The organism is Micromonospora sp. CA-248212 (genome assembly GCF_050948405.1).
Taxonomy (GTDB): domain Bacteria; phylum Actinomycetota; class Actinomycetes; order Mycobacteriales; family Micromonosporaceae; genus Micromonospora.
In genome coordinates this window covers 3,007,288-3,029,602 of the sequence record NZ_CP192023.1, presented here as the reverse complement: position 1 = coordinate 3,029,602, position 22,315 = coordinate 3,007,288, and the positions used below count along the sequence as shown (strand labels likewise).

Sequence of the window (22,315 nt, the reverse complement as noted above, 5' to 3'; positions counted from 1 at the left end):
ATGGCCAACCCGACCCGCTGGGCGACCGACACCGGTCCGGAGCACTCGCAGTGGTACGTCGACCGGTTCCGCAAACTCGCCGCCGAGGGCGCCGACCTGGCCGGCGAGGCCCGACTGGTGGACACCCTGGTCGAGCCCGGGTCACGGATCCTCGACGCCGGCAGTGGCACCGGTCGGGTCGGCGCGGCCCTGGCCGAGCGCGGGCACACCGTCGTCGGGGTGGACGCCGACCCCGTCCTGGTGGAGGCCGCCCGCGCCGATCATCCCGGTCCGCGCTGGCTCGTCGCCGACCTGGCCGACCTGGACCTGCCGGCGATGGGAGAGGGCGAGCCGTTCGACGCCGCCGTGCTCGCCGGCAACGTGCTCGCGTTCGTCGCCGTCGGCACCGAGCCGGAGGTGCTGCGCCGCCTCGCCGGGCACCTGCGCCCGGACGGCGTCCTGGCGGTGGGCTTCGGCACCGAACGCGGTTACCCGCTGACCGCGTTCGACGCCGACGCGGTCGCCGCCGGGCTGCGCCTCGAACACCGCTTCGCCACCTGGGACCTGCGCCCGTGGCGGGACGACGCGCCCTTCGCGGTCAGCGTGCTGCGCCGGCCGGCAACCTGACGCCGGGGCGACGTCGGGACGGGGCGGCGAACGGCCCGAGCGGCGTCAGGACGGGGCGGCGACGGCCCGCGCCGCGGCCGGATCGAGGGTCGCGCCCGCCGGCACGAGACTGACCAGGCCGGCGGGCAGCCGCACCGGTCGCACGTCGCGGTACCCGAGCATCGGCAGCACCTCCCGGTCGGCCAGCACGTACCGCCGGCCCAGATCGGTGACCACCGACACCGCCCCACCGGACGCGCCGGGCGCCGCGGCGGCCTCGACCACCGCGCCGCCGCCGGGCTGCACCACCACGTGGTCGGCCAGCGCCGCGCCGCCGGACGGCGCGGTCCGCGGAACGGCCGCCAGGTCCGGCAGGTGTACGCCCCAGCGCACCTCGCCCGCGTCGTCGTCGCCGACGCGGGTGCAGATCGCCGCCTCGTCGGTGGCGGCGAGCCGGGGCGGGGCGGGCGGCGGAGCGGTCGGGCCGCTCGGGGCGAGGTCGGGCATCGTGGGCAGCGCCGCGAACCGACCCAACGTCATCGGCTCCGACTCCCCCTGCCCGGTACGGGCCAACAGCAGCCCGGCCTGCAACTCGGTGATCCCGGCCAGCCCGTCGTCGAGCGCCACCGCGTACTGCCGGCCGCCGCCGGAGTTGCGGACCAGGTAGACCTGCCCGATGGTGGCGCCCGGCACCCGGGCGGAGGGTTGGCCCTCGCCGGGCAGCGGCGGCGGGGCCAGGTCGACCCCGGCGGGGAGGGCGTTGAGCAGTGCTGGCGCGACGGGCACCGCCCGTGTCCGGGTGGTCGCCAGCGCGGCCAGCACCCGGTTGGGATCGCGGATCAGGTAGCGACGCTGGTGCCACACGAGGTGCAGGTCGCCATCCGGATGGCGGAGCAGCAGCGCCTCGTCGCCGAGGGGCCGGCCGCCGTCGGGGTCGACGCCGATGAGCAGGGCCGAACGGGAGTCCGCGCCGGCCGTCGTCGAGCAGACCGTCCAGGGCGACTTCGCGAGGCGACCGGGCGCGGGCAACGAGTCCGGCGCGTCGGCGATGCCCAGTGGCAGGCCGCGCGGCACGCCGTCGATCGACCGCCGGGAGACCAGTACCGTCTTCGACCGGTCCGCGCCGACGATCAGCAACGCCGAGGCGTAGTTGAGCACCGGGTGCAGCTTCTGCTCGCGGTACACGAACCGGGCGCCGGACTCCTTCTCCACGATCACCGCGCCCGGGTCCCGCCAGCCCTTGCCACCACCGGCGAACAGGCCGTACAGCGCCGCGCCCCCGAGCCCGATCACCGCGACGAGGACGCTGGCCAGGCCCGCGCCCGCCAGCCGTCGGAACGGCGACTGGGCCGGGTCGGTCTCCCGCATCACCAGCGCGGCGACCGCCCGCTGGACGCTGAACTGGTAGGAGTGCAGCTGATCCTGCCGCGACGGCATCGGGTCCCTTCCGCTGGTTCGACCGGGCACAGGATATGCGCTGCGTCGATGTCCCGTGGACCCTGCGTGGCGGGGCGGAACCCGGTCGGTACCATTCGGGGACGAATCCGGCGGCGAGAGGGCACCGTGGGCGCGCGTTTCGAGGAACTGGCCTGGCGGGAGACACCGATCGGCGCGATCAGCCTGCGGCGGCGTCGCGACCCGGCGCTCCAGGTCGAGGTGTACGAGGTCAAGCTCGACGACGAGTACCTGATGTCCAGCCTCTTCCCCGTCGCCGAGATCGAGCTGGCCCGCCTCGGCCTCGCCGAACTGGCCGGCGACACGCTCGACGTGGTGGTCGGCGGCCTCGGACTGGGCTATACGGCGTGCACCGCGCTGGCCGACCCACGGGTACGGGCGCTGCTGGTGGTGGAGGCCATCGAGGACGTCATCGACTGGCACCGACGAGGGCTGCTGCCCTTCGCGGCCGGGCTGGCCGAGGACCCTCGGACCCGCTTCGTCCGGGCCGACTTCTTCGCCGCCGTGGCCGGCGACGAGGGGTTCGACGCCGAGGCCCCCGGGCGGCGCTTCGACGCGGTCCTCCTCGACGTCGACCACTCGCCGCGCAACGTCCTGCACCCGAGCCACGCGCCGTTCTACACCCCGGACGGCCTCCGTCGGCTCGCCGCGCTGCTCCGTCCGGAGGGTGTCTTCGCGCTCTGGTCGGACGACCCACCGGACGACGCGTTCACCGCGGCGCTCGGGAAGGTGTTCACGACCGTACGGGCGCACGTCGTGCCGTTCGCCAACCCGCTGACCGGTGGCCAGTCCGCCAACACCGTCTACGTCGCCCGGCGCTGACGCGCCCTCGCCCTCGCCCTCGCCCCCGCCCCCGCCCTCGCCCTCGCCCTCAACCCCTCGCCGATCTTGCAGATTCTGTTGGTGATATGCGGGCCGAAGTCCTTTTTGCCGGGACAGAAAGTGCAAGATCGCGCAGGGGTGGGCGTCCGGGGGGTGTTTGGGTTTCGCGGGGGCGGGAATGTGGGGCCCGGGGTCGCCGCATCTCGCGCCGCGACCGAGTTACGGGAGGTCGCGATGCGTGCCCTGCTCTGGGTCGTCGGCGTGGTGGCTGGCGTGCTGATTCTGCTCGGGCTGATTCTCGAGGCCGTCCGCTGGCTGATCATCATCGGTCTGATCGCGCTGGTGATCGTGATCGTCCTGGGTGTGGTCAAGGGTCGGCAGGCCATGCACCACCAGGGCCGTCGACGCTGACGGTCAGAACCAGTCCGCGCGCATGTCGAGCGCGGTGCGGTCGAGGCTGTCCAGCAGGTCGAACTGGGGTCCCGTGCGGGGCAGTTCGACACTGAAGAAGTAGCGGGCGGCCTGCCGCTTCCCGGCGTGGAAGGAATCGGCGCTTCCGGTGGGCGGCAGCGCCAGCACCTGTTCGAGCCAGATCCAGGCGATCACCACGTGCCCGACCGCCTCGAGGTACGCGCTGGCGTTGGCCAGGGCAAGCACCGGGTCGCCGCCGGCCCAGAGCCGCCGGGTGACGGTGGTGATCCGTCGCACCGCCGTGTCCAGCCGCTCGGCCAGTTCGGCGGCCTCGCCGCCGGCCACCCGCGCCCGCGCGACGGTGTCCCCCATCGTCTCGGTCAGCAGGACCAGGCCCGCGCCGCCGTGCATGGTCATCTTGCGCCCCAGCAGGTCCAGCGCCTGGATTCCGTGGGTGCCCTCGTGGATCGGGTTGAGCCGGTTGTCGCGGTAGTGCTGCTCCACGTCATGGTCGCGCGTGTAGCCGGCGCCGCCGAGGACCTGGATGGCCAGGTCGTTCGCCGCCAGGCACCACTGCGACGGCCAGCTCTTGGCGATCGGGGTGAGCACGTCCAACAGCAGGTGCGCCCGCTCGCGGTCCGCGTCGGTCGGCGCGGTCTTCTCCTCGTCGAGCAGCCGGGCGCAGTAGAGCACCAGGGCCAGCGCCCCCTCCACGTAGCTCTTCTGGGCCAGCAGCATCCGGCGTACGTCGGGGTGGTCGATGATCGGCACCTGCGGCGTGGCCGGGTCCTTCGCGCCGACCGGTCGGCCCTGCGGCCGTTCCCGGGCGTACGCCAGGCTCTTGAGGTAGCCGGTGTAGCCCAGCGCGGTGGCGCCGGCCCCGACGCCGATCCGGGCCTCGTTCATCATGTGGAACATCTGGGCCAGTCCCTGGTGGGGCGCGCCGACCAGGTGGCCCACCGCGCCGGGCTGGCCGCCCGGGGTGTGCCCGCCGTCGCCGAAGCTGAGCAGCGCGTTGGTGGTGCCCCGAAACCCCATCTTGTGGTTGAGCCCGACCAGCGCCACGTCGTTGCGCTCCCCCAGCGAGCCGTTCGGGCCGACCAGCACCTTGGGTACGACGAACAGCGAGATGCCCTTCACCCCGGGCGGGCCGCCGGGTATCCGCGCCAGCACCAGGTGGACGATGTTCTCGGCCAGCTCGTGGTCACCGCCGGAGATCCACATCTTGGTGCCGAACAGGCGGTACGTCCCGTCGGGCTGTGGCTCGGCCCGGGTGACGATGTCGGCCAGTGAGCTGCCGGCGTGCGGCTCGGACAGGCACATGGTGCCGAAGAACCGGCCCTCGAGCATCGGCCGGACGTAGGTGTCGACCTGCTCGGCGCTGCCGTGAGCCAGCAGCAGGTTGGCGTTGCCCAGGGTCAGCAGCGGATACGCGGAGGTGGCCACGTTGGCCGCCTGGAACCAGGCGAAGCAGGCCGCGGCGACGGCGTGCGGCAGTTGCAGACCACCGACGGAGTCGTCCATCGCGGCGGTGAGCAGGCCCGTCTCGGCAAAGCTGCGCAGTGCCGCCTCGATCTGCGGGATCGTCCGCACGCGGTTCCCGTCGATCGTGGGCTCGGCGAGGTCGGCGGCCCGGTTGTGCGGGGCGAACTGGTCGGTTGCCACCCGCTCGGCGAGGTCGAGGGCGTCGTCGAAGGTCTCCCGGGAGTGCTCGGCGTAGCGGGGACGCTCGACGAGGTGCGCCACCCGCAACCAGTCGTGCAGCAGGAAGTCCAGGTCACGGCGGGAGAGCAGGGTGGACGGCACGGAACTCCTCGGCGGGGCTGGGGTGTGTCGGCTCGGGGCGGCGGCCCGGCGTCGCCCGGTCCCATCCTGACCGATCAGTCGGGAGCGCACCACCGGCGGCCCGGGGCGGTGTGGCTGGCGTACCCGACCCGGTGGCGGGGTCGGTGTTTCGCCGGGGCCGGCACGGGGATACCGCGCCAACGGTGGCGGACCATCGACGGGTACGGCGGTGTCGCCCGTCGGGTGAGGAGCGGGCCGATGTCCATGCTTCCCACCGAGGAGGATCCTCGGTTGACACCGGTACTCGTCGAGGACCGGGTCTGCACGGGCGTGACCACGCTGCGGGGGCGCGTCTTCCTGAGCTACCCGTCGGCGGACGGGCCGGGTGTGCAGGTGGTCGAGGCGCTGCCGGACGGCCGTCGCAACCCGTACCCGGACGCCGCCTGGAATGCGCGGGACCAACCGCCGGACGGGACGTTCGTGCACGTCAATGGATTGCGCGCCGGCCCGGACGGTCGACTGTGGATCGTCGACTCCGGGTCGCCCCAGCTCGGCGGCGACCAGGTGCCCGGCGGGGCGCGGTTGATCGTGGTCGACGTGGACGGCGACCGGGTGGACCGGGTCTACCACCTCGACGGCGCGGTGCGTCCGCACAGCTACGTCGACGACGTCCGGTTCCACGACGGCACCGCGTACGTCACCGATGCCGGCGCGCCCGGCCTCGTCGTCGTGGATCTCGACTCGGGCGCGTGCCGACGGGTGTTGGACAGGCACCCGAGCACGGTGGGCAGGCCGGTGGTCGCCGACGGCCGGGCGCTGCGGGATCCCAGCGGGGCCGAGGTGTGCCTGCACGCCGACCAACTGGAGGTGTCGCCGGACGGTCGGTGGCTGTACTACCAGCCGGCCTCGGGTGGGATGTCCCGGATCGGCACCCGGTGGCTGGACGACCCGACGCTGTCGGATGAGGAGTTGGCCCGGCGGGTCGAGCCCTGGTCGGACACCCCGAGCACCGGCGGCACGGCCATCGACGCGCGCGGCACCATCTACGTCAGCGATGTCGAGAGCCGCCGCATCCTCGCGGTGGGGCCGGACCGCAGCGTGCGTACGCTCGTCGCGGACCCACGCCTGAACTGGGTGGACGCGATGTGGCTCGACACCGACGGGCAGCTCTGGCTGCCGGCGGCCCAACTGCACCTGACGGCCGGGTTCAACGGCGGGCATCCGGCCGTCGCCTACCCCATCCGGATCTACCGGATGCCGGTCGACGCCGGCCCGCCACCGACGGACCACGCCTGACGGCGGTATTCCCTCCCTACCCGCTGCCGGCCCAGATCGCCGCTCACCTCGGCGCGACCAGCACAGGGTAGGAATCGTCGATATCCTGCCTCGCATGCATCGAAGCCGTGTGTACGCGTTGCTCATCGACGCGCCCGAGGCGGAGGCCGCGCGGGCGGCGGAGTTCTGGTCGGCGGCCCTGGGCGTCGGCACCCGGTCCCACCCGGAGGAGCCGCAGTTCGTGGGGCTGCACGAGGCGGTGCCGGGCCTGGTCACCGCCGTCCAGGCCGTCGACGACGCGCCGCGCTACCACCTCGACATCGAGACCGACGACGTGGCGGCCGAGACCGCCCGGCTGGTCGGCCTGGGCGCCACTGAGGTGACGCGGTGGATGGAGTGCCGCATCCTGCGGGCGCCCGGAGGGCACCTGCTCTGCGTCCTGCCGGTCGAGAGTCCACCCGAGGTGTTCGACGCCCAGGCCCGGACCTGGTCGTGACGCGCGCACCTGTCGCAGGGCCGCAGTAGGGTTCCGGCCATGGCTGATCTGGTGTTGGTGGCAGGAGCGTGGCTGGGGTCCTGGGCGTGGGACGAGGTGACGCCGCCCCTGCGGGCCGCCGGCCACCAGACCTTTGCCCTGACCCTCTCCGGTCTCGCCGAGAGGCAGGGAGTGCCGGCCGGCCAGCAGACCCACGTGCGGGACATTGTCGACGAGATCGAACGCCGCGACCTGCGCGACGTGGTGCTCGTCGGGCACAGCTACTCGGGCATCCCGGTGGGGCAGGCCGCCGAGCGGATCGGTGACCGGTTGACCCGGGTGGTCTTCCTCGACTCGGAGGTGCCGGTCGACGGCGGGTCGTTCGCATCCGGCTGGTGGCAGGGGCAGGCGGCGTTCGAGTCGGTGCTCGCCGCCAACGGCGGCGACTGGCCGCCGCTCGCCCCAGCCGAGTTCGACGGTCAGGGTCTCACCGAAGAGCAGATCGCGCGGCTGGTCAAGGGCGCCACCCCGCATCCGGGGCGCACGCTGACCGAGCCGGCCGTGCTGAGCGGTTCCCTGGGCGACCTGCCGGCGACGTACGTCAAGTGCCTGCTCGACGGGCCCGAGCCCAACGACACGGTGGCGGCGCTGCTCGCCAGCGAGCGCTGGCGGCTCCTCACGATGGCCACCGGCCACTGGCCGATGTTCTCCCAGCCCGCCGAGTTGGCCGCGCTGCTCGCGGCGGAGGCGAGCTGACCGGCGGCCGGTGCCGGCACGCCGTCAAGGTCGGCTCGGGGGCATCGGTGCCATGAGCGTGATGCCTGTGAGTCATCAAGATGACTCACAGGCATCACGCCTCGGGAGGCAGTTGCCTCCAGTCAGGAGCGGCACAAGCCGGGCGACGGCCAGTCGGGAGCGGCACAAGCCGGGCGACGGCCAGTCGGGACGGTCACGGCGTGACGGTGTCGAGGGTCCTGATGTGGCGTACCGGGGACGCGAGCAGCCACAGCACGGCGAGCACACCGCCCACTCCGGCGACGACCAGGGTCGGCCGCAGTCCGAGGGTGGTGCCGAGCGCGCCGCCGACCAGCGCGCCGAGCGGCCGGATGCCGTAGTTGACGGCGCTGTACGCGCCCGCTCGACGACCCCGCGCGTCGTCCGGGGTGACGGCGGCGAGCAGGGCATTGAGGTTGACGTCCATCAGCATCACACCGACGCTGGACACCAACTCGATGGCCGCCAGCATGGCCACCTTCGCCCAGGTCGGGCCGTTGATCAGCGCCGTCAGCGCCAGCGGGGCGGGGAACACCACCGCGCCGATCATCGCCGTACGACCGAGCCCGATGGCGCGCGAGATGCGGGGTGCCAGGGCCGCGCCGGCCAGGCCACCGAGCGCTCCGACGCCGAACGCGACGCCGATCGCGCCGGCCGACAGGCCGAGTTCCCGGTTGGCGTAGAGCACCAGCAGCGCCGACGCGATGAAGGTGAAGAAGTTGACGGTGCTGGTGCAGCCGAGCGCGGCGCGCAGCACCGGGTGGCGCAGTACCAGCGCCATCCCCTCGCGGACCATGCCGAGGGTGGACGTCTGCCGTGGCGGTGGCGGGGGTTCGGTGACCGGGATACGACGCAGCAGCAGCGCGGACGCGAGGAAGGACACCGCGTCGACGAGGATCGCCACCGGCGCGCTGAGCGCCTGGACGAGTCCTCCGCCGACGGCCGGGCCGACGATGAACGACAGGGACCGGCTCACGCTGAGTTTGCTGTTGGCCTCCACGTACGCCGAGCGTGGCACCAGGGCGACGAAGAACGCCTGCTGCCCCAGGGCGAACAGCACCGCTGCGGCGCCGGTGAGCAGCGCCACCAGGTAGAGCTGGGTCAGGGTGACCGCGCCGAACAGGTACGCCACCGGGAGGCTGAGCAGCACGACGGCGCGGACCAGGTCCGCGATGATCAGGAGGCGGCGTTTGTGGGTGCGCTGGTCGACCCACGCGCCGAGGAACAGGCCCAGCAGGTTGGGTAGCCAGATCAGCGCGGTGAGGACACTGACCTGCACGGGCGTCGCGGCGAGCAGGGCAACGGCGATCAGGGGCAGGGCCAGCTCGCTGATCCGGTCGCCGAACGCCGTGATCGTCTGACCGATCCAGAAGGTACGGAAGCGCCGGTCGCGGTGCCGAACCGGCGCGGCCGGGGCGTCGACGACGGTCATGACGCGGACTCGTCGTCGGCGGCCTCGGGCAGCAGGTAGCGCAGCATCCGGACGACCTGCGCGTCGGCCGGCTTCGTGTCGTCGTCCTTGCGCCGCACGTACGGGGCGATCAGCTCCTCGATCGCCTCTTCGAGGTGCCGCAGTTCGTCCGCCGTGGCGACGAAGCGGGTGTCGGACACCCCGGCGAGCCCGCGCCACTCGGCCTCCAGGCGGGGCTCGTCGTGCAGCAGCCACTGCTGCGGCGTCTCCGCGATCCGCGCGAACATCTCGCCGCGGAGCTGCCGCGCCGCGGCCTGCCCCTCGGCGTCGTCCGGCAGGCTGAAGCGGAACCCTCGCGCGGTCGCCTGCCACCAGCGCTCCCGCTTGCTGGTGCTTCCGTCGGCGTCGGCGACCAGGCCGAACGTCGCGAGGTGACGCAGGTGCCAGCTCACCACCGACGGCGTGGCCCCGACGTGCGGCGACAGCCCGGTGGCGGTGGACGGGCCGTGTCGCTGGAGCCGGTCGAGGATGGCCAGGCGGACGGGGTGTGCCAACGCCCGCAGGGCCTGCGGCTCGGTGATCTCGAAATCCCCGTACGGATTCTTGAGAGACATGTTTCGAAAGTAGTCTCTCAAGTCCCTCCGGGCAACCCGGTCAGCTCACCCCCAGGCGAGCGAGCGGCTCGACCAGTTCCCGCTCCTCGTAGCTCAGGTGCGACAGCAGGGCGTCGGTCAGCAGGTTCACCGCGGCGCGCAGCTCGGCCAGCCCGTCCGGCGCGCCGACGTACGCCACCAGCGCCTTGTCGACGCCCTCCAACACCTCGTGGATGACGTGGTGCTCCTGCTCCAGCCGGTCGACGACCGGGCGCAGCCGTGGGTCGGCCTGCCGCAGGCGCGGAAAGAGCGCCTGGTCCTCGATGGTGTGGTGGGTGGTGACGATGCGGCAGTAGGACTCGCAGTACGCCCCCAACGTCCACCGGTTCTGCCGCATGGTCATCGTGTTGATCTGCGACCGCGCCGCGCCGGCGTCGATCTCGCCGGCCGCCACCTGCTCGATCAGGTCGTGGATCTGCGCCAACTCGGCGCGCAGTCCGTCGTGCACCTGCACCAGGTGCTGGCCGGTGGCCTGCTCGTGCGCGGTGTAGGTGCGGGTGGGATCGGGCGTCGGCCCGGTGGGGCGGGCCGCCTCGTCCCAGACCTGCCGGTCGCTGAGCCGGCGGCCGTCATCGGGTGTCGGCACCACCGCGAAGGCGCCGGCGCTCACCCGCGCCCGGGCCCGCGGCGCGGGGGCGCGACGACCGCCGCCGGCTGCGTGTCCGCAAGGACCTCGGCGGGGGTACGCACCGACGCGGCGTCCCGGTCGCGCTCGGTCGCCACCAGTTCACGCACGGCGGGCGCCACCTCACCGGCGAACCGGCGCAGGTCGTCGGGGTCGTCGCTGGCCAGGATGAACGTGCCGATCCCGTCCCCCAGCGCCAACTCGGTCAGCTCCCGCACCCACTGCTCGACGGGTCCGTGCAACGGGCCACGGCCCACCGTGGAGAAGGTGCCGGAGATGTTGAGCAGCCGGCGGACGTCGGCAGGTGAACGGCCGGCCTCGTGCGCCGCGTCGTCGATGACGGCGTTGCCCCGGGCCAGGTCACCGGGTTCGAGGTAGCCGAGCGAGGGCAGCCAGCCGTCGGCCCGACGACCGGTGAGCGCGAGCATGCGTGGCTTGTACGCCCCGAGCCAGATCGGCACCGCGTGGGCGGGGGCCGGACCGCGCTTCGCGCCGATGACCCGGTGGAACTCGCCGTCGACCCGCACACCGCCGCGTGCCTGCGCGTCCCACGTCTGCCGGAGGACGTCGATGCCCTCCTCCAACGCCCGGACGCCCTGCCCGGGGGTCAGCCGCCGCCCGCCCATGGCCTCGATGGCATCCCAGAAGGCGCCCGCGCCGAGGCCCAACGCGACCCGACCTCCGGTGAGCAGGTCGAGGCTGGCGACGCTGCGGGCGAGCACGGCGGGTGGGCGCAGCGGCAGGTTGGTGACGTTCGCGGACAGGTGCACCCGGTCGGTCCGGGCGGCGATGAAGCTCAGCAGCGTCCAGGTGTCCAGGAACCGTGGCTGGTACGGGTGGTCCTGGAAGGTGACCAGATCCAGCCCGACCTGCTCGGCCAGGACGGCGAGCCCGACGGTGCGGTCCGGGTCGTCGTTGCCGGGCGTGGTGAACGAGCCGAAGACCAGGTCGTGGCCGTAGTCGCTCATGTGCGAGCCTCCTGTCGTACGCGCCGCGTCGCGCGATGCGTCGCGACGCCAACCTTATGTCAGACAGAACATCTGTTGCCAACATGGTCTGTGACTTCGGCTATCGTCGGGGTATGACGGGTGCCACCGACCGGCCGGACCGGCCCGATCCGCTCGACGACGATCTGGGCTGGATGCTGGGGATCGTCTTCCGTGGCTACGTTCGGGCGGCCGAGCACGCGCTGACCGATTTTCCCGGCGGCCCGCGCGGCTATCAGGTGCTCACCGCCTCGGTCACCGGCCCGGGTCGCAATCAGGGCGCGATCGCCGAGGAGTTGGGGATCGACCGCACGGTGCTGACGTACCTGATCGACGACCTCGAACGCCCCGGCTTCGTGGCCCGGCGGGCCGACCCGTCCGACCGGCGCAGCCGACTGGTGGACGTCACCGACGCCGGGCGGGCGGCCTGGGAGCAGCGGCGCGAGGCGCTACGACGGGTGGAGGCGCACCTGTTGGGGTCGCTCACGCCGACCGAGTCGACGACCCTGCGCACCCTGCTGCAAAGAGTGGCCTGCTCCACCCAGGCCACCGACCCCCTGCGCAACCTCTGCGAAGCGGTAACCGAAATCCACCCCGCCCCACCCGCAGAACGGCGTTGATCAAGAGGTTCGCGTCAGGATTCCGGCCTGCGGTGACGCGAACCTCTTGATCAACAGGGAGGGTGGGGCGGGATCAGCGGACGTGCACGAACACCGGGTTGGAGTAGAACCACAGGTCGTCCCATGGGCTCTCGAGACCGTCCGCGAGGGGCTCGGCCTCGTCGGTGCTGGTGCCGCGCACCCGGGCGTACGTGTCGGCCTCGACGTTGCGCAGGGTGTGCCGGATGACGTAGTCGTGACCCTGCCGACGCCAGTCGCGCGGGCCGAACCGGGCCACCACCTTGGTGGTGGGGTTGGTGTCGGCGTCCAGGTTGGCGCTCGGTCCGGTGATCTGCCCGACGATCAGGTCGACGCGGCGGACCTCCGGCCGGTCGCCGTTGCCGTTCACCCCGTCCTGCGGGCGGAACCGGATCTCGATCTCGACGTCGGTGCGGCTGCGACGGTTGACCGTGATGGTCTCGCCGACCTCAGCCGTCTTGCCCTGCGACGTGGCGGTCACGTCGAGGCTGCGGATCAGGTCGCCGGTGGTCACCCAGATCCGGCCGTTGCGCAGGCCGTCCATGATGTCGCCGTAGTCCTGGCGCGCGTACACGTAGGTCTTGCTGTACTCCCCCGGCCAGAAGTCCGAGCCGCCGCGCGTCCAGTGCACGTGCGAGTCGGACGTCGCGGTGATCCACCAGCGCCGACCCTCGCCGAGGAGCGAGTCCCAGAGGCCACCGACCCGTGCGGTCATCTGGTCGAAGCCGCCGTAGGTGGGGTGGTTGCCGTACCCGCCGCGCTTGCCGCCGTTGAGCGGAGCGGCCTGGTGACCGGGCGCGCCCTCGAAGCCGATGTACACGTCGGGCGCGGCGTTGTTGCCGTTACGGAACTCGCGCGGGGTGTCCTGGCCGTAGACGCCGAGGCCGGTCGCCGAACGGGAGGCGTGGTGGGCGATCACCAGCGGCTTGTGCGGCATGCCCCGGGCGACCTTGAGGAACTCCACCATCTTGGCCTCGGTGTCGCGGGCCGGGTCGGTGGGGAACGCGTCGTACTTGGCGAAGCGGCTCTCCAGCTCGAAGAGCTGCTTCGCCTCGTCGTCGTGGCGCGGGATCATCAGCGTGTGGTGGTCCAGCGAGGGCGCGTCGAACTCCATGCCCCAGAACTGGAGCACCTCGGGGACGAGCTTGCGCGAGCGCAGCAGGTCGGGGTACGCCTGCTCGATGTTGACCTTCGAGTGCGTCGGTCCACCGTGGTCGGTGCACATCGCCCAGGTCAGGCCGAAGTTCTTGGCCATGATGGCGTTGGTGACGATCGGGTAGACCGCGTCCGCGCCCTTGTGGAAGACGATCGGGCTCCGGGTGGTGTCGAACTCGCCGCTGTACTCGGAGTGGACGTGGTGGTCACCCGCGCGCCACGACCGGTTCTTGACGCCGCCCCGGTCGCCCTCGTCATCGCCGGGCCGGCGCTCCTCGTCGGCCCACGCCGCGCCGCCGCCCACCAGGGGACTCGCGGCGGCCAGCGTCGCGCCGACACCGGCGTACTTGACCAGCTTGCGCCGCGACAACTGCGCGCGCTCGACCTCTTCGGCTTGCTTGTCTCTCACGTGAGAGCCTCTCCTCGATCAAGCGAATGCTCTTTCGATCAAGGAGCCTCGAAGAGGTCGGTGAACGCCCGCCGTACGCCGGACGGTTACCCGGTGAACTCCCTGGCCGAGCCCGTTGAAGGGCACGGCGGCGCGGGCGCTGGGTGACGAAACGACAGCGGGGCGACAGGATCAGGGGCGTTGGCGCCCCCGCTCCACGCGTGCCGATTCGGCCGTCGACGGCGCGGCGGGCGCGGTGACCACCGTCGGCGCGACGTCGACGGCCGGCAACCCGGTCCGACCGGCGACCGGCAGGACCAGTTCGCTGCGCCCGAGGTCGACCCGGACGGTCGCGTCCCGGTCCTCGGCCATCGTGAACTCCGGGTCGCTCTGACCGAGCACCAGGCCGAGGACGTGCCCGGCCGGCACCACCGCGTCGTACGCGTTCAGCGGCACGGTGACCGTGTACCACCGGTCCGCCCGCAGCGGCGTGGTGAACCGCAGCGAACGATGGTGCGCGGCGTCGAGCCAGCCCCGGGCCAGCACCGCGTGGTCGGAGACCTCGGTGATCTCCTCGGTGTCGTGGTAGCAGGCGTCGTCGGCCTGGGTGGACGCACCCCAGCAGGACTCGGTGTCCAACGTCCGCACCGCCCCGAACCAGCTCCGCTCGGCGGTGCCGTAGTCGACCAGGCGGGCGCCCAGCTGCGTGGTCGGCCGATCCACCCGGACGCGCAGTCGCACCGACGCGCTGCCGGAGATCCGCAGCGCAGTGTCCAGCGGAGCGGAGAGGAACACCAGCCGGCCGGCGGTCGCGCTGTTCGGCTCGGCGACCACCGCGTCCTCGGTCAGCGCCTCGTCGACGTACTCCCGCTCCTGGCCCGGCCGCGCGGCGCGGCCGCCGAGGGTACCGGTGACGCCGTCCCCGACGCCGAGGTGAACCCGCATCTCCCGGGTGCCGGGCGCGGGCCAGTCGCGCTGCGTCGTCCACCTGCCGGGGGCGGTCTCCAGGTCGACCCGCGGTTCGTCCATCACCCCGTTCGGCAACCCCTGCAACCAGTAGTCGAACCAGCGGTGCAGGGTCGCCACCCACTCGGCGCGTCGCACGTCGAACGGATCCTGGTGGCCGGCCTGGGAGAGCCACAGCTTGCGGGGTACGCCCCGCTCGGCCAACTCCTGCCACCAGCGGGCGAACTGGTTCGTGGTGACGTTCAGGTCGTTGAGACCGTGTGCCACGAAGACACTGGCCCGCACCCGGTCGGCCGACGGCCGGTAGTCGCGCTGCGCCCAGAACCCGTTGTAGTCGCCGGTCTGCTCAGCGCTGTCCGCCCGCAGCCGGGCGAGCACTGTCGCGCAGGCGGACTCGGGGCGGCTGCTGACGTCCGAGTGCAGCCAGCCGGGATAGTCGGTCGACACCAGCGTCCCCTGGTATCGCATGTAGTCGTACCAGCTTGAGATGGCCGAGACCGGCACGATGGTGGCCAGGCCCGGCACGCCCGTGGCGGCGACCCCGTTGGCGACGGAGCCGTCCCACGACTTGCCGATCATGCCGACCCGGCCGGTGCTCCAGCCGGCGTCGACCGGTCGTCCGTCGGCGGTGTACGCGCGGGCCCGGCCGTTGAGCCAGTCCACCACCGCCCTGGCGCTGCCCACCTCGACCGGGCCTCCGACGTCCTCGCACCCGGTCGAGCGGGCGGTGCCGGCGAGGTCCACGGCGAGGAAGGCGTAGCCGCGCGGGACGAAGTAGTTGTCGTAGAACAGGGGCACCGAGGCGATGACGCCGGACGCGTCGTACGCCTTGAACTCGCCCTCGTTGCCCCGGCCGCAGCAGAGGTAGTAGGGCGACGCCTCCATGATGACCGGTACCCGGATGCCTGCGGCGGCGGCCTCCCGGGGCCGGACGATGTCCACCGCGACCCGGTCGCGGACGCCGTCGCCGTCGCTGTCGGCGCGGGTCTCGACCCAGACGCTCTCCCGGATCGCCCTGGCATAGGAGTAGGCCGGGACCGTACCGGTGCCGACGACGTGGGGTGGGGCCGGACGGTGCCGGTCGGTCGGGTCGGCGGTGGCGGGCGCGGCGGCGAGCGCCGCGACCAGTAGGCCGGCCAGGGCGGCGGCGCTTCGTGCGCGGGTTCGGGCGGTCGGCATCGGTGTCCTCCCGGGTGCGGCGCGTCCAGGACATTCCATCGTATCGATGCCTCTTTGCCCAGTGGCCACGGCGCCGCGCCGTCCTCAGATCCGGGCGCGGGGCAGCCAGCCCAGGAAACGGTGTCGCGCGTTGGGCAGGGGCAGCGTCGGCAGGTCCTGGGCGGCGGCGACGAGGCACGAGCCGAGGTAGACGGCGAGGGAGGCGCGCGCCCCGCCGAACTCGGCGAGCAGTTGGCTCTGCTTGGTCGCGCAGGGCCACTCGCGGCCGCAGCCGGTACACGTCCAGCTCGGCGGGTTGGGCAGGTGCTCAGGGAGCTTGGCACGGCGATAGCGGCCCACGACGCTGTTGTCCGCGCGGACGTCGCGTCGCCGGCGCTCGGGCCCTTCGTTGCGTCGCCCGGGTGGCCGGGCGGCGGGCAGGTAGCGCCGGACGGTGCCGAGGAGCGCCCCGACGCGTACCAGGGCGTCCGGCCCGACGTGGTGGGCCAGCAACGCCGTGAGCAGGTAGTGCCCGAGCAGGTCGAACGAGTCGCGGTTGAGCCGTAGGTCACGGCACAGGTCGACGAACTCGGGCGTGGTCAGCGGGACGCGGTCGTCGAGCGCGCGGCGCAGCACCTCCCGCAGCGCGACGCCGAGGCTCATCAGCGCGTCGCCCTCGCCCAGTCCCAGGCTGTCCTCGTCCGCCACCCGCGCCAGCGCCTCGGCCACCGCCAACCGTACGACGCGGTCCGGATCGGTACCGTCCAACGACTCACCCCCGCCTGTCGGCCGGATCTCCGGCTGTGGCCCGGACGTCGGGACGCCCGGGGGATCATGAACAAGATTTCGCTGCCGCACCGGAGGCGACTAGGACAGCGGGCGCAGGATCGCCGCGTGCGATAGCCGGAAAGCGAAGTCGGCTCGGCAAAACGGCGGATCGACGGACGTGCACGGCCGGTTGCCGTATGGTGGAATTCCCATCAATGGATATGTGATTTGCTGGGAATGACGCCACCACCACCGCCGAACCCGGTCGGCTACGCGCCGCGATCACCGGCACGTGCGCCCAGCCACGTCCCGACCCCACCGCCGGCCCCGATCCGACCGGCGGTCTCCTCTCGGACGGAGACAGCGGATGACGTCACCAGTGCAGGCCCGAGCATTCGAGAGTCACGACCCGGCGGCCATCCACCGCTTCCTGGCCAGCACGTACACCGCGGACCTGCGTATCCACGCGGGCGAGACCGGCTACCACCTCGTCCACCAGCGCGTCGACGCCGGGCCGTTCGCCCTTGCCACGACCGGCCAGAGCGCCCATCTCGACATCGAGGTGGGCGACATCGACGGGCTGATCGTCTGCCGTACCCGCAGCGCCCTGATCAGCCGTACCTCTCAGGGAGAGACCCACCGCTTCGGCCCCGGCGACGTGTTCCTGACCAACCGGCCGGGCGAGCCGTTCAGCCTGCGGTGGGAACCCGGCGAGGTGGAACTCTGCGTACTGGACCTCGGGGTACTGAGACAGGTGGCGACCGCCACGCCGGCTCGGCGGCCCGGCCCGATCCGTTTCACCGACCTCGGCCCCGTCGACGCGACCCTCACCCGGCAGTGGCGACGGACCACCAGGTACGTGAACGACGTCGTCCTGAACAGCCCGACCGCCAGCGCCCAGCCGCTGGTGATCGGCAGCGCCGCCCGCATGCTCGCCGCGGCGGCGCTCGCGATCTTTCCCAACACGGCGTTCACCGACGAGACCGCCCGGGACCGCCACGACGCCAGTACCGCGACCCTGCGTCGCGCCATCGCCTTCATGGAGGAGAACGCCGACCGGGACATCGGCGCCGCCGACATCGCCAACGCCGCCGCGGTCTCCCTGCGCGCGGTGCAGCTCGCCTTCCGTCGCCACCTCGGCACCACACCGATGGCGTACCTGCGCCGGGTCCGGCTCGACCGGGCGCACCACGACCTGGTCCGGGCCGACCCTCGACGGGAGACCGTGTCGGCCATCGCCAGCCGTTGGGGGTTCGCCAGCCACAGCAGGTTCACCGCCTGGTACCACGCCAGCTACGGGGTGCCGCCCCGCGAGACGCTGCACGCCTGAGGTCGCCCCGGCGCGGACCTTGTGAACACGTCCTGGTGGCGACGAAAATCGATGCTGTGAGGCTTCCGTCGAGGTTCGCCCGGCCGCTTGTGTGCCTGCTGCTCCTCACCGGCTGCGGCACCTCGCCCGGGACCACCGACGGCCCTACGGGCGACCCCCCGCCCCCGTCCCCGTCCCCGTCCCCGTCCCCGTCCCCGGCAACCTCCGTCTCCCCCGCCGCCTTCGACAAGGCGCTGCACGACGAGTTGATCGCGATGCTGGAGCGCGACCAGGCCGACCGTGCGGGCACCCCGCAGACCGAGTCCGACCAGGCGCGCACCCTCCGGCTGAAAGAGATCATCCGTACCCACGGCTGGCCGACCTTCGCTCTCGTGGGCGAGGACGGGGGCAACGCCGCCTGGGCCATCGTCCAGCACTCCGACCTGGACCCCGCCTTCCAACAGGAGGCGCTGGACCTGCTGCGCGCGGCCGTCGCCGCCCGCCAGGCGTCGCCGGGCAACCTCGCCTACCTCGAGGACCGCGTCGCCGTGGCCAAGGGCGAGCCCCAGGTGTACGGGACACAGATCCGCTGCGGGCCGGACGGTCCCGTCCCGGCGACCCCGATCAGGGACGAGCCGGGCGTCGAACGCCGCCGCGCCGAGGCTGGCCTGCCCACCCTCGCGAGCTACCTCGCCGAGATGACCACGATCTGCGCCCAGGACACCAACTAGGCGGGTGCCCGTCCAGCGCGTGACGGCCCCTCAGGGCCGCTCCCGCTCACGGGCGGCCCGCACCTCGGGCACCGAGGCTTCCAGCAGGTCGGCGAGGCCACGGAGCTGCTCGGCGACCCGGACACCGAGCGGGGTGAGCGTGTACTCGACGCGCGGCGGGATCGCGGTGAGCACCTCGCGGGTGAGCATTCCGTCGCGCTCCAGCGTCTGCAGGGTCTGGGAGAGCATCCGCTCGCTGACCCCTTCGATGCGCCGCCGCAGGGCGTTGAACCGGTAGCTGCCCTCGCCGAGCGCGAGCAGGGCGAGCGAGGCCCACTTCGACGTGACGTCCTCGAAGGCGGCACGGGAGGTGCAGCTCCGCGCGAAAACATCGCTGACGAATTCCTGGGTAGGCCCCGCCGGGTCGTGGGCCGGCACGTCGGTCACGTCACCAGCCTACCCGAGGCTTACTCAACGACTTGTGCTGTAGATTCGTAAGTGCTTACTAGAAGTAACCGCTTATCGGAGGTCCCCATGCCCACCTATGCCGTCACCGGCGCCACCGGCCGCCTCGGCCGGCTGGTGATCGAGCACCTGCTCGACGCCGGTGTGCCCGCCGCCGAGATCGCCGCCGTCGTCCGCAGCCCGCAGAAGGCCGCCGACCTGGCCGCCCGCGGCGTCGAGATCCGGCAGGCCGACTACGACGACCCCTCGACGCTGCCCGGCGCCGTGGCCGGCGTACGCCGCCTGCTGCTCATCTCCGGGGACACCCCGGGGCAGCGGGTGCCCCAGCACACCGCGGTCATCGACGCCGCCCGGCTCGCCGGGGTCCAGCGCCTGGTCTACACCAGCATCCTGAAGGCCGACACGACCACGAACCCGCTCGCTCCCGAGCACAAGGCCACCGAGGAGGTGCTGGCCGCGTCGGGCCTGTCGTACACGGTGCTGCGCAACGGCTGGTACACCGAGAACTACACCGATCAGCTCCCGCAGTACCTGGCGAGTGGCACCATCCTCGGCGCCACCGGCGGCAGCAAGGTCTCGGCCGCTCCCCGGACCGACTACGCGGCCGCCGCCGCGGCGGCGCTGACCCGGAACGAGGGCGGCAACACGGTCTACGAGTTGGGCGGCACCGCGTTCACCTTCGACGAGCTGGCCGACGCCGTCACCGAGCTCACCGGCACGACTGTCGTGCACCGGGACATGTCGACCGCCGAGCTGGCCTCCGCGCTGCGGAACGTCGGGCTCGACGCCGGCACCGCCGGGTTCGTGGCCGCCCTCGACCACTCGATCGCCATCGGCGAGCTGGCCACCGACAGCGACGACCTCAGCCGGTTGATCGGTCGACCCACGACCGGGCTCCGCAACGCCATCCGCGCCGCGCGCGCCTGACTCGGGCCCGGGTTCGTTGTGCTGGCGGGCGACGAGGGCACGCCCTCCGTCGCCCGCCCGTTCAATCGGCGGACGCCGGCGTCAGCAGGCCGGTCAGCAGGCTGCGCAGCGTCCGCTCGAAGAGGTCCGTCGGGGGCGTCGGCGGCCCGACCCGGCCGAGGGCCGCGACGAGATGTGGGTACGCCCCGAGGTCGATGCCCGCGAAGCCGGGTGACCCGGCGGCGGCCTCGCTGCGGGCGAACAAGCTCACCACGCCGGTCAGCACGGCGATCGCCTCGAACTTGGCGCTGACGGCGCAGCGCACGGGTTCCAGGATCCGGATGCAGTTGTCGAACCAGGCCAGACTCTCGGGACCGACGCCCGACGGCCGTTGGATCACGTCCACCAGCCACGGGTGGGCGCGGAACAAGCCCAACTGCCGGCGGGCAACCAGCAGCATCTCGTCCCGCCAGTCGGCCTGCTCCGGCGGGTACGGCCGCAGCTCCCCCACGACACGGTCGGTCATCAGGTCGAGCAGGTCGTCACGGGACGACAGGTAGCGGTAGAGCGATCCGGCGCCGGTGCCCAGCGCCGCGGCGACGGCCCGCATCGACACCGCGGCGAGCCCTTCGGTGTCGGCCAGGGTGATCGCCGCCGCGACGATCGCCTCCCGGCTGTGCGTCGGCGCGGGGCCACGGGTTCCCCGTTCGGGTCTGGCCCAGATCGGCTGCCGACCGGCCTCGCGGTCTCCGGACCTCCTGGCTGCGTCGGTCACCGACCCACTCTAGAGCCGCTGACGGGGTCCGCCCGGCAGGCACCGCGCGGGGTCGCGCGGCGGGCCACTCCTTACGCGGGGGTTTCTCGGGCCGGGACCCGACCGCTACCGCTACTCCCAGAACCGAGGAATACGAATGCGAATGTCAGTCCGATCGGACAGATCGGCTTGGGTTATTGTCCCAATTATCCCTCATTGGACCATTTGTCGTGATGTGGTGGTCAGCGCGCTTCATCGGCGTCATTCAGGCCGTATCACGCAGGACGCCACTCGTTGGACGTCTCCTGCGAGTAGTACCCACGGAGGGTGTTCTGTGACAGCTAAACCCAAGAATTGGCTACGGCGGCGGGTGGTCCTGCCGTCGCTCGCGACTGGCGCAGCCGCCACGGTGGCAGCCAGCCTGCTGCTCTTCAGCTCGACCGCAGCAAACGCGCAGGAAGCACCGGTCAACCTGGGGACGGCGGCCGACTTCTCCGTCCTCGCCGGGGCGGAGCCCACCAACACCGGCCCCAGCTTCCTGGCCCAGAGCCTCGGGCGGTTCCCCGGAAACACCGCGTCCGGCTTCGGAACGGCCACCATCGGCGGGGAGGTGCACCTCGGCGACGCGGTCGCGCTCCAGGCTCAGAGCGACCTGACCACCGCCTTCAACGACGCCGCCGGCCGGACCCCGTTCACCAACCTCCCGGCGGAGCTGGGTGGCAACACACTCAACGAAGGGGTCTACCGGATCGGGGCCGCCCAACTGACCGGAACGTTGACGCTCAACGGCCAGAGCGACCCGTCGGCCGTGTTCATCTTCCAGGTCGACTCCTCGCTGACGACGGCGTCGAACAGCAGCGTCGTCCTGACCAACGGGGCGTCGGCCTGCAACGTGTTCTGGAAGATCGGCAGCTCGGCGACGATCGGCACCGGCACCACCTTCGTGGGCACCATCATGGCTCAGGCCGCGATCACGATGGCCACCGGCGCGACCCTCCAGGGCCGCGCGCTGGCGCGCACCGCCGCCGTCACCCTCGACACCAACGTCATCAGCGCACCGATCTGCGCCGGGCCGACGGGCCCGCCTGGACCGACCGGCCCACCCGGGCCCACCGGCCCGTCCGGCCCGCCCGGCAGCCCCGGAGCACCGGGTAGCCCTGGTGCACCCGGCAGTCCTGGCGCACCCGGCAGCCCCGGCGCACCCGGCCCGTCCGGCGCACCCGGCCCGTCCGGCGCCCCCGGCCCGTCCGGCGCCCCCGGCAGCCCCGGAGCACCGGGCAGCCCCGGAGCACCCGGCAGCCCTGGAGCACCGGGCAGCCCTGGCGCACCCGGCAGCCCTGGAGCACCCGGCAGCCCTGGAGCACCGGGGAGCCCCGGCGCACCGGGTAGCCCCGGCGCACCCGGCAGTCCTGGCGCACCCGGCAGTCCTGGCGCACCCGGCAGCCCCGGCAGACCTGGTGGGGGCGGCGAGCAACCCATCCTGCCGGTCACCGGCGGCGGTGCAGTCCCGGCCATGACCGGCGTCGGAGGTGTGATGGTCGTCCTGGGCGCGGTCGCGTTCTTCCTCGCCCGGCGTCGCCGCCTGGAGTCCTGATCGGTGGGCCCGGCCGGTGTGATCCCGGCCGGGCCACCTCCCGTTGTCGGCCCGCTCCCCACCAGGGGCGGGCCGACGACGTGTTCGCCATGGACCGTCAGCCGGTGAGCCCCAGCTCGCGCATGAGGGCGTCCTCGCGCTCGTGCGGGAGGTAGCGCAGAACCTGTGGCGGTCGCCGTCGCAGCGCGCCAGGTCGGTCTGGGCGAACTGCGGGCTGCCGGCCCTGCCCTGCGGCGTCGCGAAGTCC

General features: G+C 72.7%; 22 protein-coding genes. 11 read left to right on the top strand and 11 right to left on the bottom strand.

Annotated features, from left to right (window positions below; genetic code table 11):
* Complete coding sequence (locus tag ACQP03_RS14430) at positions 1 to 606, top strand: class I SAM-dependent methyltransferase (RefSeq protein ID WP_357392756.1); 606 nt, start codon at positions 1 to 3, stop codon at positions 604 to 606.
* 45 nt (positions 607 to 651) lie between these two features.
* Here the strand turns inward: ACQP03_RS14430 and eccB are convergent, their stop codons facing one another.
* The gene (eccB, locus tag ACQP03_RS14425) at positions 652 to 2,022 is read right to left on the bottom strand and encodes a type VII secretion protein EccB (RefSeq protein WP_357392755.1); all 1,371 of its coding nucleotides are present in this window, start codon (positions 2,020 to 2,022) and stop codon (positions 652 to 654) included.
* 126 nt (positions 2,023 to 2,148) lie between these two features.
* Between eccB and ACQP03_RS14420 the strand changes: the two genes are divergently transcribed.
* Entirely contained in the window at positions 2,149 to 2,862 is a 714-nt protein-coding gene (locus tag ACQP03_RS14420) for a spermidine synthase (RefSeq protein WP_357172151.1), read from the top strand.
* Positions 2,863 to 3,096: 234 nt separating this feature from the next.
* Complete coding sequence (locus ACQP03_RS14415) at positions 3,097 to 3,273, top strand: hypothetical protein (RefSeq protein ID WP_357121405.1); 177 nt, start codon at positions 3,097 to 3,099, stop codon at positions 3,271 to 3,273.
* A 3-nt stretch (positions 3,274 to 3,276) separates the two neighbouring features.
* On the opposite strand, the gene ACQP03_RS14410 is transcribed toward ACQP03_RS14415, so the two are convergent.
* Positions 3,277 to 5,079 (bottom strand): acyl-CoA dehydrogenase, encoded by a 1,803-nt coding sequence (locus ACQP03_RS14410; protein WP_433460975.1) that lies wholly within the window; start codon positions 5,077 to 5,079, stop codon positions 3,277 to 3,279.
* A 237-nt stretch (positions 5,080 to 5,316) separates the two neighbouring features.
* Here ACQP03_RS14410 and ACQP03_RS14405 point away from each other — a divergent pair, with 237 nt between their 5' ends.
* The 3 genes from ACQP03_RS14405 (at position 5,317) to ACQP03_RS14395 (ending at position 7,564) form a co-directional block, all read left to right on the top strand.
* Complete coding sequence (locus tag ACQP03_RS14405; RefSeq protein WP_433460974.1) at positions 5,317 to 6,354, top strand: SMP-30/gluconolactonase/LRE family protein; 1,038 nt, start codon at positions 5,317 to 5,319, stop codon at positions 6,352 to 6,354.
* Between the two features lie 94 nt (positions 6,355 to 6,448).
* Positions 6,449 to 6,829, top strand: a complete 381-nt coding sequence (locus ACQP03_RS14400) for a VOC family protein (RefSeq protein WP_357121397.1) — start codon at positions 6,449 to 6,451, stop codon at positions 6,827 to 6,829.
* Between the two features lie 39 nt (positions 6,830 to 6,868).
* On the top strand, positions 6,869 to 7,564 hold the full coding sequence (locus ACQP03_RS14395) for an alpha/beta fold hydrolase (RefSeq protein ID WP_363661229.1): 696 nt from the start codon (positions 6,869 to 6,871) through the stop codon (positions 7,562 to 7,564).
* Positions 7,565 to 7,757: 193 nt separating this feature from the next.
* Here ACQP03_RS14395 and ACQP03_RS14390 read toward each other — a convergent pair whose 3' ends face one another.
* From ACQP03_RS14390 to ACQP03_RS14375, 4 genes are read right to left on the bottom strand one after another with little or no spacing between them, the layout of a single operon-like run.
* Positions 7,758 to 9,014, bottom strand: coding sequence for an MFS transporter (locus ACQP03_RS14390; RefSeq protein ID WP_433460973.1), 1,257 nt, complete (start codon positions 9,012 to 9,014; stop codon positions 7,758 to 7,760).
* Positions 9,011 to 9,607, bottom strand: a complete 597-nt coding sequence (locus tag ACQP03_RS14385; protein ID WP_433460972.1) for an ArsR/SmtB family transcription factor — start codon at positions 9,605 to 9,607, stop codon at positions 9,011 to 9,013. Before ACQP03_RS14385 ends, ACQP03_RS14390 begins: the two co-directional genes overlap by 4 nt.
* Positions 9,608 to 9,647: 40 nt before the next feature.
* The gene (locus ACQP03_RS14380; protein ID WP_433460971.1) at positions 9,648 to 10,256 is read right to left on the bottom strand and encodes a hemerythrin domain-containing protein; all 609 of its coding nucleotides are present in this window, start codon (positions 10,254 to 10,256) and stop codon (positions 9,648 to 9,650) included.
* Positions 10,253 to 11,239: an LLM class flavin-dependent oxidoreductase gene (locus ACQP03_RS14375; protein ID WP_433460970.1), complete on the bottom strand. Its 987-nt coding sequence runs from the start codon at positions 11,237 to 11,239 to the stop codon at positions 10,253 to 10,255. Before ACQP03_RS14375 ends, ACQP03_RS14380 begins: the two co-directional genes overlap by 4 nt.
* Positions 11,240 to 11,352: 113 nt before the next feature.
* On the opposite strand from ACQP03_RS14375, the gene ACQP03_RS14370 reads away from it, so the two are divergent.
* The gene (locus ACQP03_RS14370; protein ID WP_357121382.1) at positions 11,353 to 11,877 is read left to right on the top strand and encodes a MarR family winged helix-turn-helix transcriptional regulator; all 525 of its coding nucleotides are present in this window, start codon (positions 11,353 to 11,355) and stop codon (positions 11,875 to 11,877) included.
* A gap of 73 nt (positions 11,878 to 11,950) precedes the next feature.
* Here the strand turns inward: ACQP03_RS14370 and ACQP03_RS14365 are convergent, their stop codons facing one another.
* From ACQP03_RS14365 to ACQP03_RS14355, 3 genes are all read right to left on the bottom strand, one after another.
* The gene (locus tag ACQP03_RS14365) at positions 11,951 to 13,459 is read right to left on the bottom strand and encodes a phosphoesterase (protein WP_357392746.1); all 1,509 of its coding nucleotides are present in this window, start codon (positions 13,457 to 13,459) and stop codon (positions 11,951 to 11,953) included.
* 171 nt (positions 13,460 to 13,630) lie between these two features.
* The gene (locus tag ACQP03_RS14360; RefSeq protein ID WP_357392745.1) at positions 13,631 to 15,583 is read right to left on the bottom strand and encodes a Xaa-Pro dipeptidyl-peptidase; all 1,953 of its coding nucleotides are present in this window, start codon (positions 15,581 to 15,583) and stop codon (positions 13,631 to 13,633) included.
* Between the two features lie 84 nt (positions 15,584 to 15,667).
* Positions 15,668 to 16,330 carry a hypothetical protein gene (locus ACQP03_RS14355; protein ID WP_357121374.1) on the bottom strand — a complete coding sequence of 221 codons (663 nt, stop codon included), beginning with the start codon at positions 16,328 to 16,330 and terminating at the stop codon, positions 15,668 to 15,670.
* A 367-nt stretch (positions 16,331 to 16,697) separates the two neighbouring features.
* Between ACQP03_RS14355 and ACQP03_RS14350 the strand changes: the two genes are divergently transcribed.
* Together ACQP03_RS14350 and ACQP03_RS14345 are read left to right on the top strand one after the other, a co-directional pair.
* Positions 16,698 to 17,660, top strand: coding sequence for an AraC family transcriptional regulator (locus ACQP03_RS14350; RefSeq protein ID WP_357392744.1), 963 nt, complete (start codon positions 16,698 to 16,700; stop codon positions 17,658 to 17,660).
* Positions 17,661 to 17,716: 56 nt separating this feature from the next.
* On the top strand, positions 17,717 to 18,370 hold the full coding sequence (locus ACQP03_RS14345) for a DUF6624 domain-containing protein (RefSeq protein WP_357392743.1): 654 nt from the start codon (positions 17,717 to 17,719) through the stop codon (positions 18,368 to 18,370).
* 30 nt (positions 18,371 to 18,400) lie between these two features.
* Here ACQP03_RS14345 and ACQP03_RS14340 read toward each other — a convergent pair whose 3' ends face one another.
* Complete coding sequence (locus ACQP03_RS14340; RefSeq protein ID WP_357121365.1) at positions 18,401 to 18,796, bottom strand: winged helix-turn-helix transcriptional regulator; 396 nt, start codon at positions 18,794 to 18,796, stop codon at positions 18,401 to 18,403.
* A gap of 87 nt (positions 18,797 to 18,883) precedes the next feature.
* On the opposite strand from ACQP03_RS14340, the gene ACQP03_RS14335 reads away from it, so the two are divergent.
* Complete coding sequence (locus tag ACQP03_RS14335; protein ID WP_357392742.1) at positions 18,884 to 19,741, top strand: SDR family oxidoreductase; 858 nt, start codon at positions 18,884 to 18,886, stop codon at positions 19,739 to 19,741.
* 61 nt (positions 19,742 to 19,802) lie between these two features.
* On the opposite strand, the gene ACQP03_RS14330 is transcribed toward ACQP03_RS14335, so the two are convergent.
* Complete coding sequence (locus tag ACQP03_RS14330; protein WP_357392741.1) at positions 19,803 to 20,495, bottom strand: TetR/AcrR family transcriptional regulator; 693 nt, start codon at positions 20,493 to 20,495, stop codon at positions 19,803 to 19,805.
* A 313-nt stretch (positions 20,496 to 20,808) separates the two neighbouring features.
* Between ACQP03_RS14330 and ACQP03_RS14325 the strand changes: the two genes are divergently transcribed.
* Entirely contained in the window at positions 20,809 to 22,068 is a 1,260-nt protein-coding gene (locus ACQP03_RS14325) for an ice-binding family protein (protein ID WP_433460969.1), read from the top strand.
* Positions 22,069 to 22,315: the final 247 nt, after the last annotated feature.

Bases quoted from the DNA above. Each gene is read 5' to 3' on its own strand.
- ACQP03_RS14400 (WP_357121397.1), top strand. From the start codon at position 6,449: ATGCATCGAAGCCGTGTGTACGCGTTGCTCATCGACGCGCCCGAGGCG.
- ACQP03_RS14350 (WP_357392744.1), top strand. From the start codon at position 16,698: ATGACGTCACCAGTGCAGGCCCGAGCATTCGAGAGTCACGACCCGGCG.
- ACQP03_RS14415 (WP_357121405.1), top strand. From the start codon at position 3,097: ATGCGTGCCCTGCTCTGGGTCGTCGGCGTGGTGGCTGGCGTGCTGATT.
- ACQP03_RS14430 (WP_357392756.1), top strand. From the start codon at position 1: ATGGCCAACCCGACCCGCTGGGCGACCGACACCGGTCCGGAGCACTCG.
- ACQP03_RS14395 (WP_363661229.1), top strand. From the start codon at position 6,869: ATGGCTGATCTGGTGTTGGTGGCAGGAGCGTGGCTGGGGTCCTGGGCG.
- ACQP03_RS14390 (WP_433460973.1), bottom strand. From the start codon at position 9,014: ATGACCGTCGTCGACGCCCCGGCCGCGCCGGTTCGGCACCGCGACCGG.
- ACQP03_RS14360 (WP_357392745.1), bottom strand. From the start codon at position 15,583: ATGCCGACCGCCCGAACCCGCGCACGAAGCGCCGCCGCCCTGGCCGGC.
- ACQP03_RS14375 (WP_433460970.1), bottom strand. From the start codon at position 11,239: ATGAGCGACTACGGCCACGACCTGGTCTTCGGCTCGTTCACCACGCCC.
- ACQP03_RS14335 (WP_357392742.1), top strand. From the start codon at position 18,884: ATGCCCACCTATGCCGTCACCGGCGCCACCGGCCGCCTCGGCCGGCTG.
- ACQP03_RS14370 (WP_357121382.1), top strand. From the start codon at position 11,353: ATGACGGGTGCCACCGACCGGCCGGACCGGCCCGATCCGCTCGACGAC.
- ACQP03_RS14405 (WP_433460974.1), top strand. From the start codon at position 5,317: ATGTCCATGCTTCCCACCGAGGAGGATCCTCGGTTGACACCGGTACTC.
- eccB (WP_357392755.1), bottom strand. From the start codon at position 2,022: ATGCCGTCGCGGCAGGATCAGCTGCACTCCTACCAGTTCAGCGTCCAG.
- ACQP03_RS14385 (WP_433460972.1), bottom strand. From the start codon at position 9,607: ATGTCTCTCAAGAATCCGTACGGGGATTTCGAGATCACCGAGCCGCAG.